General features: G+C 62.7%; 16 protein-coding genes and 1 pseudogene. 14 read left to right on the forward strand and 3 right to left on the reverse strand.

Annotated features, from left to right (window positions below):
- Nucleotide 1: 1 nt before the first annotated feature.
- From hpaI to L981_RS04715, 8 genes are all read left to right on the forward strand, one after another.
- Nucleotides 2-814: a 4-hydroxy-2-oxoheptanedioate aldolase gene (gene hpaI / locus L981_RS04680; protein ID WP_043612242.1), complete on the forward strand. Its 813-nt coding sequence runs from the start codon at nucleotides 2-4 to the stop codon at nucleotides 812-814.
- 151 nt (nucleotides 815-965) lie between these two features.
- Nucleotides 966-2,198 carry a peptidase T gene (gene pepT, locus L981_RS04685; protein ID WP_043612244.1) on the forward strand — a complete coding sequence of 411 codons (1,233 nt, stop codon included), beginning with the start codon at nucleotides 966-968 and terminating at the stop codon, nucleotides 2,196-2,198.
- A 97-nt stretch (nucleotides 2,199-2,295) separates the two neighbouring features.
- Nucleotides 2,296-3,228 (forward strand): AraC family transcriptional regulator, encoded by a 933-nt coding sequence (locus tag L981_RS04690; protein WP_052201596.1) that lies wholly within the window; start codon nucleotides 2,296-2,298, stop codon nucleotides 3,226-3,228.
- Nucleotides 3,229-3,456: 228 nt separating this feature from the next.
- On the forward strand, nucleotides 3,457-4,734 hold the full coding sequence (locus tag L981_RS04695; RefSeq protein WP_043612246.1) for a sugar ABC transporter substrate-binding protein: 1,278 nt from the start codon (nucleotides 3,457-3,459) through the stop codon (nucleotides 4,732-4,734).
- 96 nt (nucleotides 4,735-4,830) lie between these two features.
- Complete coding sequence (locus tag L981_RS04700) at nucleotides 4,831-5,691, forward strand: carbohydrate ABC transporter permease (RefSeq protein ID WP_043612248.1); 861 nt, start codon at nucleotides 4,831-4,833, stop codon at nucleotides 5,689-5,691.
- Nucleotides 5,691-6,512 carry a carbohydrate ABC transporter permease gene (locus tag L981_RS04705; protein ID WP_043612250.1) on the forward strand — a complete coding sequence of 274 codons (822 nt, stop codon included), beginning with the start codon at nucleotides 5,691-5,693 and terminating at the stop codon, nucleotides 6,510-6,512. Before L981_RS04700 ends, L981_RS04705 begins: the two co-directional genes overlap by 1 nt.
- Before the next feature lie 17 nt (nucleotides 6,513-6,529).
- Nucleotides 6,530-7,576, forward strand: a complete 1,047-nt coding sequence (locus L981_RS04710; RefSeq protein WP_043612252.1) for an NAD(P)-dependent alcohol dehydrogenase — start codon at nucleotides 6,530-6,532, stop codon at nucleotides 7,574-7,576.
- Nucleotides 7,577-7,579: 3 nt separating this feature from the next.
- The gene (locus tag L981_RS04715) at nucleotides 7,580-8,662 is read left to right on the forward strand and encodes an ABC transporter ATP-binding protein (protein ID WP_043612254.1); all 1,083 of its coding nucleotides are present in this window, start codon (nucleotides 7,580-7,582) and stop codon (nucleotides 8,660-8,662) included.
- Between the two features lie 40 nt (nucleotides 8,663-8,702).
- On the opposite strand, the gene L981_RS04720 is transcribed toward L981_RS04715, so the two are convergent.
- The gene (locus tag L981_RS04720) at nucleotides 8,703-9,851 is read right to left on the reverse strand and encodes a hypothetical protein (RefSeq protein ID WP_043612256.1); all 1,149 of its coding nucleotides are present in this window, start codon (nucleotides 9,849-9,851) and stop codon (nucleotides 8,703-8,705) included.
- A 442-nt stretch (nucleotides 9,852-10,293) separates the two neighbouring features.
- On the opposite strand from L981_RS04720, the gene L981_RS04725 reads away from it, so the two are divergent.
- Nucleotides 10,294-10,773 (forward strand): hypothetical protein, encoded by a 480-nt coding sequence (locus L981_RS04725; protein WP_043612260.1) that lies wholly within the window; start codon nucleotides 10,294-10,296, stop codon nucleotides 10,771-10,773.
- Nucleotides 10,774-10,824: 51 nt separating this feature from the next.
- Here the strand turns inward: L981_RS04725 and L981_RS04730 are convergent, their stop codons facing one another.
- Both L981_RS04730 and L981_RS04735 read right to left on the reverse strand, forming a co-directional pair.
- Nucleotides 10,825-11,466: a response regulator transcription factor gene (locus tag L981_RS04730; protein ID WP_043612262.1), complete on the reverse strand. Its 642-nt coding sequence runs from the start codon at nucleotides 11,464-11,466 to the stop codon at nucleotides 10,825-10,827.
- Nucleotides 11,467-11,471: 5 nt separating this feature from the next.
- On the reverse strand, nucleotides 11,472-12,860 hold the full coding sequence (locus L981_RS04735; RefSeq protein WP_371258827.1) for a sensor histidine kinase: 1,389 nt from the start codon (nucleotides 12,858-12,860) through the stop codon (nucleotides 11,472-11,474).
- A 278-nt stretch (nucleotides 12,861-13,138) separates the two neighbouring features.
- On the opposite strand from L981_RS04735, the gene L981_RS04740 reads away from it, so the two are divergent.
- The 5 genes and pseudogenes from L981_RS04740 to L981_RS04760 all read left to right on the forward strand — a co-directional run.
- The gene (locus tag L981_RS04740; protein ID WP_043612278.1) at nucleotides 13,139-13,882 is read left to right on the forward strand and encodes a hypothetical protein; all 744 of its coding nucleotides are present in this window, start codon (nucleotides 13,139-13,141) and stop codon (nucleotides 13,880-13,882) included.
- A 75-nt stretch (nucleotides 13,883-13,957) separates the two neighbouring features.
- Nucleotides 13,958-14,725, forward strand: coding sequence for an EAL domain-containing protein (locus L981_RS04745; protein ID WP_043612268.1), 768 nt, complete (start codon nucleotides 13,958-13,960; stop codon nucleotides 14,723-14,725).
- A 155-nt stretch (nucleotides 14,726-14,880) separates the two neighbouring features.
- Nucleotides 14,881-15,381: a hypothetical protein gene (locus L981_RS35470; protein WP_245281574.1), complete on the forward strand. Its 501-nt coding sequence runs from the start codon at nucleotides 14,881-14,883 to the stop codon at nucleotides 15,379-15,381.
- A gap of 243 nt (nucleotides 15,382-15,624) precedes the next feature.
- A complete protein-coding gene (locus L981_RS04755) occupies nucleotides 15,625-16,002 on the forward strand; it encodes a hypothetical protein (protein ID WP_082005892.1) in 378 nt (125 codons plus the stop codon).
- 63 nt (nucleotides 16,003-16,065) lie between these two features.
- Nucleotides 16,066-16,410 (forward strand): annotated as a pseudogene (locus L981_RS04760) (response regulator); the annotation flags it as partial.
- Between the last annotated feature and the right edge of the window lie 43 nt (nucleotides 16,411-16,453).

Raw genomic sequence — 16,453 nt, forward strand, 5'->3', positions numbered from 1 at the left:
CATGCCCGCTCCGCGCAATCCGTTCAAACAGGCCCTTACCGAGAAGCGCCCGCAGATCGGGCTCTGGCTGGCGCTCGCCAATCCCTATACCGCCGAGATCTGCGGCGGCGCCGGCTTCGACTGGCTGCTTATCGACGCCGAACATGCGCCGAACGACGTGCCGTTACTGGCGGCGCAACTCCAGGCGCTGACCGCGTCGCCAAGCCATGCCATCGTCCGCCCGCCGATCGGCGAAACCTGGATGATCAAGCAGATCCTCGATATCGGCGCGCAAACGCTGCTGGTCCCGATGGTCGAAAGCGCCGAGCAGGCCCACGCCCTGGTGCGCGCCGTGCGTTATCCGCCCCATGGCGTGCGCGGTGTCGGTGCCGCCCTTGCCCGGGCGTCGGCCTTCAACCGCATCCCCGACTATCTGCAGACCGCCAATGACGAGATCTGCCTGCTCGTGCAGATCGAAAGCCGGGCCGGCCTTGCCGCGCTCGACGAGATCACGACCACCGAAGGCGTCGACGGCGTGTTCATCGGCCCTGCCGACCTTGCAGCCGACATGGGCTTTCTCGGCAGACCCGGCGCGCCCGAAGTGCAAGAAGCGGTCGAAGCGGCGCTGCTCGCCATCCAGTCGCATGGCAAGGCGGCCGGCATTCTCACCTCCGACCAGGCACTCGCCCGTCGCTACCTCGACCTCGGCGCCACCTTCGTCGCCGTCGGCAACGATGTCGGCCTGCTGGTCGGCGCAACGTCGAAGCTGGCCGCGGAGTTCAAAGGCCGAAGTAGCGATGCCGGAATGACGGGACGATCAAGCGGAACTTACTAAGGCGCTCTCGATGTCGATGCAGGCCGCCTCGTCAACCACCAGACATGCGAGCCTAGGCCGATGGCCTCGACACACAGCGACTGAATCCGGTTTGAGGAATCGTGACGCGGGAGTATAGCGGTTGCACGCTCACCAGCATTGGATCCCGCTCATGACCGATACCGTTCTCGACCGCTTCCTTCGTTATGTCGTCATCGACACCCAGTCCGACGCCAGGTCGAAGACGCAGCCTTCGACGGAAAAGCAGAAGAACCTCGGCCGTGTGCTCGTCGAGGAATTGCTGGCGATCGGCCTTGCCGACGCCCATCTCGACGAGAACGGCTATGTCTACGCCACCATTCCTTCGAACGTGGACAAGCCGGTGCCGGTCATCTGCTGGTGCTCGCACATGGACACGGCGCCCGACTTCACCGGCACCAACGTCAAGCCGCAGATCGTCAGCAACTATCAGGGCGGCGATATCAGGCTTAAGGGCGATCCGCAGCAGGTGATCCGCGTCGCCGACCACCCGGTTCTCAACGACCAGATCGGCAATGACATCGTCACGACCGACGGCACGACGCTGCTGGGCGCCGACGACAAGGCCGGACTTGCCGAGATCGTCACAGCAGCTCAGGTGCTCATCGACAATCCCGACATCAAGCACGGCACGATCAAGCTGCTCTTCACCACCGACGAGGAAATCGGCCGCGGCGTCGACAAGGTCGACTTGAAGAAGCTCGGTGCCGAATTCTGCTATACGGTCGATGGCGAAACGGCGGGTCATATCGAGGACGAGACCTTCTCCGCCGATGGCGTCGAGATCGTCATTCATGGCGTCGCCATCCATCCGGGCTTTGCCAAAGACAAGATGGAGAACGCCATCAAGATCGCCGGCGACATCATTAGCCGGCTACCGCGCGACGTGTCTCCCGAGGGCACAGAAGGGCGCGACGGCTTCGTGCACCCGACCGGTGTCAGCGGCTCAATGGACAAGGCGCAGCTCGGCCTCATAGTGCGCGACTTCGACGAGGCAGGCCTGGCCACGAAGGAAGCCATGCTCGAAGGCATCGTCAAGGATGTGATGACGGCTTATCCGGGCTCGACCTACAGCTTCGAGGTCAAAGAGCAGTATCGCAACATGAAGGCCATCCTCGACCGTCACCCGGAGATCGTCGAGAATGCCATCGAGGCGATCCGCCGCGCCGGCATGCAGCCAGTGCGCGGCAGCATCCGCGGCGGCACCGACGGCTCTCGTCTGTCCTACATGGGTCTGCCTTCGGCCAACCTCTTTGCCGGCGGCCACGCCTTCCACTCGCCGCTCGAATGGGTCAGCCGCCAGGACATGGATCGTAGCGTCAAGACGCTGGTGGAACTCGCGAAGATCTGGGCCGAGCGCGCCTGACATAGTTTCGGAAAACGGGGCGGCTTGGGTGCAATAGGCGGCCGCTCCTTCTCCAAAGGAGACGACCGATAGACACGGCGCGAAGGAGGGTCAGGCAATGAGTACGGCGCGGGGCTCAAAACGCGCGCCGGCAAAGCCCGCTTCGCTCGCAACCAACCCGCCGACCTTCGAGCACATCGTTACCGGCGTCAACGAGACCTTCCTTTGGCGTCTGGACGATTATCCGTGGGAACGCAACGTCTGGAACTTCCATCCGGAGATCGAAATCCATCTCATCCGCAAGGCCTCGGGCCTTGCCTTCGTCGGTGATCATATCGGCCAGTTCGGTCCGGGTTATCTCACTGTCATCGGCAGCAACCTGCCGCATGACTGGGTGACGGTCACCGAGCCCGGCGAAGTGATCGAGGGGCGCGACATCGTCATCCAGTTTCATCCGGACCGCATGCGCGAGATCACCGACACACTGCCGGAATTTGCAGAACTCGAAGCCTTCTTCGCCCGCGCCGAGCGCGGCCTGGTGTTTCATGGAGAGACGCGGGCGCAAGGCGCGGAGCTGATCGAGCGCATGGGTAACCTGAAAGGGCTTTCGCGCTTCTCGCTGTTCATCCAGCTGCTCAATCTCCTCGTCGACACCGAGGAATACGAGTTGCTCTCCTCGCCGGAATTCGCGCCGGAGCTCGACCAGGAATCGCTCGATGCACTGCGCCGGGCGCTCGCCTTCATCTACGAGAACATCGCCACCGACATTCATCTTGCGGATCTCGCCCGGCAGGCCGGCATGAGCGAAACGGCCTTTTCCCGCTTCTTCAAGAAGAACACCGGCAACACCTTTACCGACCATGTCAACAAGCTGCGCATCTGGCAGGCCTGCAAGCTGCTGGCCGAAACCGACATGCCGATCACCGACATCTGCTTCGAAGTCGGTTACCTCAACATCTCCAACTTCAACCGCACCTTTCTGCGCCAGCACAAGATGACGCCGTCGGCCTACCGGCGGCTGACAGGCCAGCGTCGTACGTCCCGCTCTTAGGGCGCCACGTTCGGACGCCAACGATGAATCCTTGCATTTTGCTGCGCTGCAAATAGTCCTTTGCGGGCGAAATGTCGCATGAAAGTATAGAATCGCCGCATCGGGCACGCTAGTTCGGCGGAGTGTAAGGTCTATCATCAGGATCAGCGAAACGGTTCGCTATTAGGAGACGCACCGGACCTGAGGAGTATCCGGCGCGCATCGCAGACCTGGGGAGGTCTTTTCACAATGACTAAAGCCAAAACGCTCGTTTCGAGCATCGCCTTTGCATGCCTTTTTTCCACCGGCCTGACGACTCTTGCGGTCGCGGCCGAATGCTCCGGCACGATCAAGGTGCTGGCCCAGCCCCGCGACGGGCTGACGCTGCTTGAGGACTACAAGTCCGAATTCGAGAAGCTATCCGGCGGCGCATCCTTCGAGATCGACTATCTCAACGAAAACGATCGGCGCGCCAAGACCAAGGCCGACGCCTCGACCATCGGCAAATACAACGTCTACTACATCGACGAAGCCAATGTGGCGCTGTTTGCGTCGGCCGGCTGGGTCGCGCCGCTGACGGATTATTATCCGGCGGAATACGACTATGCCGATTTCGATCCGGGCCGGCAGAAGGTTGCGACCTATGACGGCAAGGTCTGGTTTGCGCCGGTCACCGGCGGCGGCGACCTGATGGTCTATCGCAAGGACCTGCTCGAGGCCGCTGGCATTACGCCGCCGAAGACGCTCGACGAATATGTTGCCGCAGTGAAGAAGCTCAATCAGCCCGACCAGGGCATCTACGGCACAGCTCTTCGCGGCCAGCGCGGCTCGGGCGCCAATGTCTGGCGCTGGATGCCATTTTTCAAGGGCTTTGGCGGCAACTGGTTCGACGGCAAGACGCCGGTTTTTGACGGCGAACAGGCGGTCAAGGCGACCGAGACCTATCTCGAACTCTTCAAGTACTCGGCACCGGGCAGCCAGACCGGCGGCTGGGACGAAGCGGTCGGCGCCTTTACCTCCGGCCAGGTGGCGATGCTGATCGAATCCACGCCGCTGGTCGGTATGGCGATCGATCCGAAATCCTCCAAGGTCGCCGGCAAGGTCGGCTACCTGCCGCCTCCGGCACCGCTGACGGGCGGCGGCTACGGCCATGGTCTCGCGATCGGCATGAAGGCCAACAAGGACGAGGCATCCAAGGCCTGCGCCGGTCTGTTCGTAGCTTGGGCGACATCGAAGGAAAACGAGGCCCGGCGGCTCGAAGCTGGACAGTTTAGCGAACTCAATCGCACCAGCATCATGACCAGCCCGAAATTCGCCGAACTCTACGGCCCCGATCTCGGCCAGGCGCTCGCCGATACCGGCAAGGTCACCGCCGTCAACTTCTGGCAGAACCCGCAATGGCCTGATCTTGGCGACCGCTGGGGCATCATCCTCGAGGAGCTGATCACCGGAACGCGCACCGACATCAAGGAAGGCCTCGACGAGCTCGACGGCTTTGCCAAGGACTTGGTTGCCCGCAGCCAGTAACCGTTCCTCCCAGGGCCATCGGCAGGCGGAAGGCCGGTCGGTGGCCCACCGCACCATCGGTGGCGCGTTTCGCGTTCAGCCGCAGGACGTCATGACATGAGCCAAAAAAACAACCTGCCGGCGGTGTTCCTCACCCCGGCCATGGGGATCCTCGCCGTTCTCGCCCTCGTGCCGACGGCTTATGCGATCTACATTTCCTTCCAGAACCGGGAGCTCAGTCGTCCCGACGGCAATCTTATCGGCTTTGCCAACTACATCGACCTGTTCTCGGATCGGCGCTTCATCAACGCCATCGGCGTCTCTCTTACCTGGGAAGCGGTGACCGTCGGCATGACGCTCCTGATCGCCGTCGGCCTTGGCATCCTGCTGTTCGAATGCGTCTCGCCGCGCACGCGCAATCTGCTGGCGCTTCTGTTTCTGGTGCCGGTCATCCTGCCGCGGGTATCGGCCGCCTTCGTCTGGAAGTTCGCCTTCCATCCGCTCTATGGCATCGCCACCTACCCCTACAAGGCGATTACTGGCCAGCCGCTCGACCTGCTCTCCAATCCGGCGACTGCACTTGCGACCGTCGCGCTGGTCGACGTTTGGCAATGGGGCCTGTTCTTCGCTGTCATCGTTCTGAAACTGCTAGAGACTTTGCCACCGCAGCCGTTCGAGGCCGCAAAACTCGACCATGCTCGGACCTGGGAGATCTATGCCTTCATCGCGCTGCCGATGCTGAAGGCGCCGCTGATCTCGCTTGCCTTCGTCAAGATGATCGAGTCGCTGCGCGCCTTCGACCTGATCTACGTCATGACCCGCGGCGGCCCCGGCATCTCAACCGAAACGCTCGACATGTACGCCTTCTCGCAAGGCTTCATCGAGTCCGGCCGCATCTCCTATGCCTCCAGCATGGCGGTTCTGATGATGATCGCCACCTCGATCGCCTTCACCTTCATCTGGAAGAGGGTTCAGTGATGACCGCTCACACCATTGGCCGTCTCATCGGCCGGCTGATCCTTGGCCTCGCCGCCTTCTCCGCCGTCTTCCCGATGGTCTGGACGACACTCAACGCCTTCAAGAACCGCGTCGATATCGTCACCCCGACACCGCTCTTCATCTTCGAGCCAACGCTCGACAACTTCGCCTATGTGCTCAGTCGCGAAAGCGTCTTTGCCGGCCTCGTCAATTCGCTGCTGATATCGGCCGCCGCGGTGCTGATCGGTGCCGTCCTCGGCCTGCCGGCCGCCTATGCAATCGCGCGCTACCCCAACCGGTGGTCCCGTGACATCCAGTTCTTCGTTCTGTCGCTGCGCTTCCTGCCGCCGGTGGCGATCGCCATTCCACTGATGGTGATCTGGCTCGATTTCGGGTTTTACGACACGCGCCTGTCGATGATCGTCACCTATTCGTTGCTGACGCTCGCGACCATCATCTGGCTGAGCGTCCCGGCCTTTGCGCGGGTGCCGAAGGAAGTCGAGGAGGCTGCCCGCGTCGATGGCTACGGTCCTTATGCGATCTTCTTCCTGATCGCGCTGCCGATTGCCCTTCGGTCGCTGATCGGCGCTGTCGCCTTTGCCTTCGTGCTCGTCTGGAACGAGTTCCTGATCGCGCTGATGCTGACGACGTCGGACGCAAAGACGCTGCCGATCGTCGCCTCGGAGCTGACGCAGCTCGGTCGCGACGTGCCCTGGGGCATCCTCAACGCATCCGTCGTGCTGCTCTCCATCCCGCCGCTGCTCTTCATCGGGGTCTTAAGCGGCATGCTCAACAGCGCCTTCAAGCGCAAGACACAGTAGAAACAAGGAAATCCTTCATGCAAGCGTTGGTCCTCGAGCAACAAGGCAAGCTCGCGCTCCGGGAGATCGATCTCCCGCTCGAACTCGGCCCCGATGACGTCAAGATCGCCATCCACACGGTCGGCGTCTGCGGCAGCGACGTGCACTACTACACCCACGGCGCTATCGGCCCCTATGTGGTGCGCGAGCCGATGGTGCTCGGCCATGAGGCCGCCGGCACCGTCGTCGCGGTCGGCAGCAATGTCGAAACGCTCGACGTCGGCGACCGCGTCTGCATGGAACCGGGTGTTCCGGATCTTTCGTCCCGTGCCTCCAAGCTCGGCATCTACAATGTCGATCCCAAGGTGCGTTTCTGGGCAACCCCGCCGGTCCATGGCGTATTGACGCCTTTCGCCATCCACCCGGCCGCCTTTACCTACAAGCTTCCAGAGAACGTCTCGTTTGCCGAGGGCGCGATGGTCGAGCCCTTCGCCATCGGCATGCAGGCGGCCGCCCGCGCCCGGATCGCACCCGGAGATGTCGCCGCGGTCATCGGCTGCGGGCCGATCGGCATCATGGTGGCGCTTGCGGCCCTTGCCGGCGGCTGCAGCCGCGTCTTCATCTCCGATTTCAGCGCCGAGAAACTGGCCATCGCAGCACAATATCCGGGCATCACCCCGGTCAACATCGCCGAACAAGCCTTTGCCGACGTGGTCGCTGCCGAGACCGGTGGCTGGGGCGCCGATGTCGTCTTCGAAGCAAGCGGCAGCGCCAAGGCCTTTTCGAGGATTTTCGATCTGGTGCGCCCCGGCGGTGCCGTGGTGCTGGTGGGGCTGCCGGTCGAAGCCGTGCAGTTCGACGTACCGGGCGCGATCTCGAAGGAGGTTCGCATCGAAACAGTATTTCGTTACGCCAACATCTTCGATCGGGCCCTGCAACTGATCGCGTCCGGCAAGGTCGACCTGAAACCGCTGATCACCGAGACGTTCCGGTTCGAAGACAGCATCAGGGCCTTCGAGCGGGCGGCATCGGCCCGGCCGACCGACATCAAGCTGCAGATCCTCATGGACAGCGGAAAGGATTGAGCCATGGCAAACATCGTCTGCTCCAGCGTCGACAAGCAATATGGCGCCGTCAACGTCATCAAGGATTTCAACCTCGATGTCGCCGATCATGAATTCATCGTGTTTCTCGGTCCATCCGGCTGCGGCAAGTCCACGCTGCTACGCATGATTGCCGGCCTTGAGGATATCTCCGGCGGCATCGTCTCGATCGGCGGGCGGGCGGTCAACGACCTGCCGCCTCGCGACCGCGGCGTCGCCATGGTCTTCCAGAACTATGCGCTCTACCCACACATGACGATCTACGACAATATCGCTTTCGGGCTGAAGCGCATGAAGGTACCGAAGGCGGAGATCGATACGCGCATTCGCGCTGTATCGGCAACGCTTGGGCTGGTGCCCTATCTCTCCCGCAAGCCGACCGAACTTTCGGGTGGACAGCAGCAGCGTGTGGCCATCGCCCGCGCCATGATCAAGACGCCGCGCGTCTTCCTGTTCGACGAGCCGCTCTCCAATCTCGACGCGAAGCTGCGCAATCACATGCGGGTCGAGATCGCCCGGCTGCACCAGAAGCTAAAGACCACGACGATCTATGTGACCCACGACCAGTTGGAGGCGATGACACTTGCCGACCGGATCGTCCTGATGAAGGGTGGCGCGATCGAGCAGGTCGGAACGCCCGCCGAGATATACGAACGCCCGCGCACGCTCTTCGTCGCCGGCTTTATCGGCACACCCAACATGAATTTCATCGACGTGACGGCCGAAAAGACAGAAGGCGGCTGGCTATTGCGCAGTGCGGGCGGCAGCTTCGCGATCTCGGACGACAGGTTCGCGCTTCGCCACGGCCAGACGCTGGTGCTGGGCATACGTCCCGCCGACCTGGTGCCGGCGCAGAGCGGGCTCAATCGTGTCGAAGGCATCGCCGACCTAGTCGAGTTTCATGGCAACGACGCGCTCGTGACCTTCCTGTTTGCCGGCAAGGAAATCGGCGCACTGGTCAAGGCCAGCGGCTGCCCCAGGCCGGGGGAAACCGTATCCTTCGCAATCGAGCCAGACGGCTTGCACCTGTTTGACCGGGAGAGCGGTCTCTCGGTGCTGAACAGGTGAGCGGCAAGCAACAGCCCTGCCCCGGCAGGACTGTTTGCCGTCACGCCGTGTTGGTGAACGAGGCAGCCGGGAGCGGCCCGGCGGTCATCATCGTAAAATCGAAGGGCGCGCGAACGTCGGCATCGAGCACGTATTGGCGATGCACACGCAGGAAGTCGCGCTTGATCCGGCCATAGCGCTCCGGTGACAGCATATGCTTGAGCCGGATGAAAACGATCGGCGGCTGGGGTGCATCGCCGTGTCCGGCAAGGGCCACCACCTGGCATCTGTAGAAATTGATCGCGTCCGTCAGGCACTGGACGTCGAACCAGAAGATATCCTTCACCCGGGCGATGGCACCGACACGCGCGCGCAGCACTTCGGCCGAGCGCAACAGAGCACATTGCAGGATCGCGCCGCCGAGCGTGACGAAAACGACACGTTTTCCTGCAAAGAGGCCCGGCTCCCGCTCCACCAGCGTGCCGATCACTTGGGTAGCGATGCTGGAGCCCATGCTGTGGGAGCTGATGACATATTCGTCGGCCGGCTCGCTGAGCGCTGCTCTGACGGATGCCAGATTGTCTTCAACCCATTGCTTGAAATAGGGTTTTTCCAGGCGCGCGACGGCAACCGCCAGCTCCCAGTCGGAAAAGAGATGCAGGGTGTGCCACCGCTCCGACCAGGGGAGAAACAGCTTGAAAAAGGCGAGATAGGCGACGATCACGCTTAGGACGAGAAGTGACGATTCAAGCGCAAGCCAATAGGGCGCGGTGCCGATCAACACGCTCCCCGCCACGCCGATTGCCACCAGCAAGAACGGAAAGAGAAAGAACAGGCCGAACCGCCAGGCATGCCGGAAGTAGCCGAACGCACCGCCTTCCCAGACGACACGCGCGGCGCTCAGGTAGCCCGCGACCATTCTATGCAGCGTGCCGCGGCCGTTCAGGCGTCTGACGATCTCGTCGTGATCGAAGATGTAGACGCGGCTGGCTGTCTGCCAGTCCGCTCCCTGGCTGTCCACGTCGAAATAGCGGCCGGGTCCCTCGCTCTGCACCTGCCCGACCTGCACATCGAAATCCTGGAGTCTCGCGGTCTTGACCGCCGATCGCTTGTAGCGCGCCTGATGCTTGCCGGCATCCAGCGGCTCGAAGCCGGGAAAATGCAGCACGATGCGTTTCTTGACGTGCCCGGTCGATTTGTCGTGTGACAAGTGTTGATCTTTCAATAGGCGCAAAACGCCCGCCCCCGAGCCTCCGAAGAGGCGCAGGAGCGGGCGCTCGATGAGCGCCGGGTGGTCCCAGCCCGCCGGAGACGTCAACGATCTCGGTGTCGAGAATATGGCAAATGAAACGATGCAACGGTGTGCATGACAATTTCGATCGCAGGCCCCGCCTGACGACCTGGCTCACGCCCCAGACCGCCGCTCGGTAGGAAACGTTCGGCCGCGACCGCCAAGCGACGCCGCAAGGAGCCCGACTTTGGTCTTAAGGAAATCCGACGATTGTCCGGCCGTCGCCGGGGAAAGGTCTGGGAAAGCGTAAACGGCGCGGACGCGCGTTGACTGGCCATGCCGGCCATGAGCAAAGTCGAGAATGCCGGTATCCGCCGGAATGTACCCAACTATGCGTCTTGCCCAGTGCCAGAGGACTGAAATGCCCAGTTGCCGGATTTTTCTTGCTGCATTCTTCTGGCCCGCGGTCCTGTTGGTGACGACCCTTCCCTACAAGTTCGATCTGACCCGCGCGGGGCTCTCGATCACCGAGACGGCCGCCCTTGCCAAAAACGGCAACAATGGCGGCGGCAACGGTGGCGGGAATGGTGGCAACGGTGGCGGCAATAGCGGTGGAAACGGGAACGGCGGCGGCAATAATGGCAATGGCAATGGCGGTGGCAACGGCAATGGAAACGGGAATTCCAACGAAAACCGTTCCAGCGGGAACTCCAAGGCCTCCCGCTCCAGTGAAGACGCCGACGACGAGGGCGAGGGCGAAGCCGGTATCCGCCACAAGGGCGGCATAACCGAGCAGGTCAGGAAGGGGCGCTACATCATGAAGGATGCCCGCGGACGGACGATCATCAACCGGCGCGCGACATCAGCCGACAAGCAGCGCATGCAGACATTCGCGCACTAGCACGCCTATGATCCGCGCCGGTGCGGCGGCGGTTTCCGTCGGTCCCGGCAGCTAAAGCTCGCGCGCGTCGCGCAGAACCATTGCCGCTTCGGTGCGGTTGGCGACCCCCAGCTTCGTCATGATCTGCGTCATGTGATGCTTCACGGTCTTTTCCTGCAGGTCCAGCTCGATGGCGACATGCTTGTTGCTCATGCCGGCCGCCACCAGTTGCAGGACCTCTTTTTCGCGCGGCGTCAGGCCTGCGACCAGGCTGGATTTTCCAGGCTGAGTCGGCGCTTTCGTCGACAAAAGCTTGGCCGACAGGGTCGGCGCCACGTAGCGCTCCCCCGAAGCGACCGTGCGGATGACCTCGGCAAGTGCCGATGCGCCGACACCCTTCAGCACATAGCCGGTCGCACCGCGATCGAGCGCCGTGGTCACGTCGTCTCCGTCCTCGGAAACCGTGAGCATGATGATCTTCTGCGCCGGAGCGACCTCCAGGATCGCCGGTATGGCATCCAGCCCGCCGCCGGGCATCGAGATATCCATGAGCATCACGTCCGGTCCAAAGCTTTGCGCAATCTCGGTCGCGTCGTCCTTCGAGCTGCCCTCGGCGACGATCTCAAACCCCTCGATCTCCGACAGGCTCCGGGTCACGCCTTCGCGAAACAGAGGGTGGTCGTCGACCACGGCAACGCGTATCCTTGACGTCATGATTGTCAGATCTCCTTGACGCTGGTCGTCATGCGAACGGTGGTCCCGGTCGGCTCGACGATGAGCTCGAACGTTCCGCCGAGACTTTCGATCCGCTCGCGCAGACCGGCAAGACCAAGACTTGTGGGCGGAACTTTGTCGGGGTCAAATCCCGGCCCGCCATCGGCGACCTCAATGGTGACACGGTCGCCGACCGTCCGCTGCGACACCTGCTGCCTCACGCCGCCGGCGTGCCGATAGCCGTTGTTGAGGGTTTCCTGCACGAAGCGGTAGATGCAGATCTTTGCCGCCTGCGACAGACGGTCCGGCGGATCGGCAAGGATGAGTTCGACCGCCGACCCGGTGCGTTGCTGATGAGCCTTCACGCATCGCTGCAGGATCTCTGCCAGCCCGGCCGTCTCGATCTGCGGCAGAACCAGGCCGCCGCAGATCGTGCGGATTTCCTGCATCGCCTCGTCGAGGCTCGCCTTGATCGCGCCGATTTCGCGCGCACGGGTGGCCGCCGGCGTCGCGTCGCGCTTCAGGGTCTCGCTGCCCAGCCTCAGCGAAGCATAGGCGACGAGCTGGGCGGGGCCATCATGCAGATCCGCGCCGATGCGCCTCAGGTAGCTTTCGTTCAAGGCGGTGGCGCGCTGCGACGCGCGCTGCAGCCGGCCGCGCAACGTTTCGTTCTGCGCCAGCGATGCCGAAAGCTCGTCGACGCGCTGGGCGAGCGCATGCCGCTGGCTCTCGATCGTCTTGCTGCCGCGAAGCACGATCGCCGACAGCACGACGAAGAAGGCAAGGGTGAAGGCTGCGACCGCCAACCATGTGTGAGCGCGGGCCTGATTGAGGCTTTGCTCGAAATCATTGGCGACTTCGTGAAATTCCGAGACGGCGACCACCTGGCCGGACCAGGGCTGCAGCACGGGATTGTAGATGGCCAGCGCCGGCACCGCCGCCGTCTCGTCCGTGGTTCCATCCCCTGCCTGGTCAAAGCGGGCGACCATCTTTCCCGAAAATGCGGTCTGAAGTTCCTCGCTTGGCTCCACCTTGGTGCCGACGCCCGCCTGGTCGCTCGAATAGAGAAGCGTGCCATCCGCACGCCACAGGCGGAACGAGAGGAGGCGTTCACCGAGCGCCCCCTGGCCAAGCGTCTCGTCCAGCGCACGGGCGACCGTTTCGTCGAGCACCTCGTTCGTCTGCATGTCGGGCAGCAACGGCGCGATCACGCTGTCGACGTAGAGCGCCGTCGTTGCAGCGGAATTCCGGGTAACAGCGTCTTCAATCCTGTTCGAAACGAAGGCGCCGACCAGAACCATCGCGCAAGCGGCGACCGCGCCTCCGATCAGCAGAAACTGCGTGGCGAGAGATTGAGAATTCCAGCGGGTGATAAGGTGTTGGACGTGCACCAGGTCTCTCGGATCGGGCCGCCGGCTCGCGCGGCGCGCCGATTGTAGCAAGGCCGCGCCAACCTAACCACTCTCGCAGCAGGGTCAATGACAACGCCGGCTCCCCTCACTGCCTTCGGACCTTTGATGCCGCGGAATAGGACCTAAGTCCTAGGCACGGAGGCAATGGTCTGGGGCCGATGGCAGCTTCTCCGGGGCGCGGATATCGTCGCTTGCAGCAAGGGTGTTCGCTGAGTCCGAAAAGGAACGGAGAACAACGGATTGGAAACATGGAGATTATCATGCCTGCGAAACTGATCGCCCGCAGCATCGTAGCACTGACGCTGGCCGTCGCCCCGATGGCTGCCGCTCCCCTGGGCCTGATCGATTCAGCCTACGCCAAAGGCGGCAATGGCGGCGGCGGCGGTGGAGGTAACGGTGGCGGCAATGGTGGTGGCGGCGGTAGCAGTGGTAGCAGCAGCAGTCACGGTAGCAGTTCCAGTCGTAGCAGTTCCAGTCACGGCAAATCCGACAATTCCCGCGCAAGCAAGGGAACGAAAAGCGAGCGCTCGACTGAAAAGTCGCACCACAAATCCGAGAGCTCCGGCAGCAAATCCAATGCGGCCAAATCGGTAAGGGTTGAAAAAGCCGCCAAGTCGGTCGCAATCGTATCGGACCCGGTGGTCGAACCGGTGACGCCGGGAGCGACACCCGGCTTCCGTTCGCTCAATCGCAACTACCACGCCTATCTCAATTCGAATGACCCGAAGATGGCTGCCATTTCCGCCTATGCGGTCGCCTATGCACATTTCGAGGCCGAAAACGGCGTCGACGCCATCCCCGCGGATCCAGCACTGAGTGACGAGGCATTGCGCGAGGCTTTGGCCAGCTTCACCCGAGACGGCGTGGTAAGCGACGATATGGTCGACGAAGCCAAGGGGATTCTCGGCGTCGGCCCGGCCAACGGCAAGATCGACGAAATCCGCGAAACGCTGCCGCCGCCAACGGTGGTTGTCGTCGAGCCCGAGCCGGAAATTGCCCAATAGCCGGAGTGAGCCGCCGACCCACCCTGGTAGGCCGGCGGTTGCAGCCGGACCCGCGTCCAAGCCAATGGAGTTTAAATGCTTGATCGTGTTGTGGAAATTTTCGACCACGCAGCAAAAGAAGGGCGCGTCGGGTTTTCACTTCAACACGTCAATGCCGTAGCCGATGTCGGCACCGTACTCTATTCGGAGTGTCTGGGAAGGATCATCCGGCCGGACGGAGAGGTCATGACCGCCAGCGAGTTCGTACGCTATCTGGAGGCGGCCGGGCGCATCGCGGCGCTGGACAGGCACATGCTCACGCTTGCCTTCGACTGGTTGGCGCATCATCCCTCTGGTGACCTCGGCTGCAACATCTCAGTCGAGAGCATCTGTGACGAGCGCAACCGGACGCTCCTTCTCGATCTGCTGTCGACCCATCGGCGGCTGGCATCGCGCATCGTACTCGAACTCGCCGAAAGCCTACCGATCTCGGCGCTTCCGACGGCCGCACGCTTCGTGCGGAGCGTGCGTGACCTTGGTTATCGGGTCGCCGTCGATGACTTCGGAACGGGTTTTTCGACACCGGAAGCACTTTTGTCCCTGCCGGTCGATATCGTGAAGATCGACGGTTTCTTCCTGCGGCTTGGACGCCCCGACGCGGAGCGGTTCCTCCTGCACATGGTAGGCCTGGCTTCCTGCGTCGCCCCCGTCGTCGTGGTCGAAGGCGTTGAAACCTATGCGCAATTCGAGGCCGCGCAAGGCGCCGGCGCAACGCATGTGCAAGGGTTCCTGCTCTCCGAGCCGACGCTTAGCCCCTTGTTTGGCGGTGAGATACACCCAGCGCATAGCGCAATGCTTTGCTAGCGTCCCGCCAAGTCAAGCAGCGCACAACCCACCTCCCTTTATCCTTTCCTGATCTTTCCGACCCGCCTTCCCAAGCGAAATCCTACGCCGATCCGCGCGATAGAAGCAGTTGAAGGCAATGAGCCGACAGGTCGTTTTGCCCCAGGCAAGCTGCCATGCTGGTGCCGCTTTTGAATGGCTTGAGACGTGCCGCGCCGCAACCCGGTGCCGCTGCATTCACCTTTCCTGCGATCGGCCGGATTTTCCGTTGGCGGCATACCGTCCGGCTCCGGACGCGAGCAGAACAACGCAGACGCTTGCCGGCACCGGCCTTGCCGGATCCGAAAGCGTCTCAGACGAGCAAGATTATGAAATTCACAAACGGGTTCAAACTCTCCCGCAGAGCCAGCCGACGCCTGCCAACGGAATATTTCATGCTGGCGGATGTCGCGTTCGAAGGCGCCGTCATCGGGTCTCTGGGCGGTTGCCCGATACAGGAGGCCGTGCGCGACGGAGATGGTCTTGTCTACCGCTTCGTCGGCGTCGCGCCGCGCCTGGCGGGCGGCGGCTTTGACGTGCTGGCACTTCGCACGGGCGAATGGATCGTCAAGCCGGGCCTGGTTTACGCAGCGGATCCCAAGGCCACGCAAGCCCGTGACGCAGACCGCGCTGCCTAAGCAGCAAGCAGCGCTTTATCGGTCGAAGCGATATCCGTTGCGCGGTCGCCAGCTTCGTCGGGGCGGCTTTCGCGAGCTTCGCCGCGGCCCTGCAATGCCCCTGTAATCTTGGCGCTTTAGCTCCCGGTCAGTCGTCGCATCGATCCGGACCGCAGTCGGTCCGGACAGGCGGCACGTCAACGACAACTGCTGGCCTCGCGCGTCCCGTGGACGACTAGCGCTGCAGGAAAACCGGGATCCGCCATGCTCTCCACAATGGGGTTTCGCACCCTCGCCTGCTTCGCCGCCGCCGCTCTGTTGGCCGGCTGTGCATCCGATACGATGAAGACCTATATCGGCCAACCGGTCGAATCCGTCATCATCGACTATGGTCCGCCCACCAACATTCTGGAACTTGGCTGGAACGAGCGCGCCTATCAATGGCGCAAGATCTCGACGAATGTCGTCGCCGGCTCGTCGAGCGGCGAAATCAGGGACACCCGCCGCGGAATGCGCTACGAGGAGTATTCGACACCGGGTTATGTCGAGGAGCAGGAGTGCTTCTATAGCTTCTACGCCCGGATGCAGCAGGGCCGCTGGTACATCACCAACTTCCGCCAGCCGAAGCTGGAATGCGAATGACGCCTCAGGCAGGCGACGTGACGGATCGGCGACCCGCATAGCGGGCACAGAGGGGGAACTCGCATGCGCATCTTGCTGCTGGAAGACGAGCCGGAGATGGCCTCGGCCCTCAAGGCTGCCCTGGCGCGGCGCCAGGTGATCGTCGATCATGTCTCGACGCTCGCCGACGCCGAGGCCGTTGCCGAGCTCTGGCCCTATGACGTGGTCGTGCTTGACCGCCGGGTGCCCGATGGCGAGGGGCTGGATCTCATTCCGAAGCTCAGAAGCCTCGGCGTCGAGGCGCCGATCCTGATGCTGACCGCGCTCGGATCGATCAACGACCGGGTCAGCGGTCTCGATGCCGGCGCCGACGATTACCTTTCCAAGCCCTTTGCCGTCGAGGAACTGATGGCGCGGTTGCGCGCGCTAGGGTCCGGACTCAATTGCACCAGTAGGTGAAGGTGGCAGCGAT

This window comes from Ensifer sp. ZNC0028 (assembly GCF_000799055.1).
Classification (GTDB): domain Bacteria; phylum Pseudomonadota; class Alphaproteobacteria; order Rhizobiales; family Rhizobiaceae; genus Ensifer.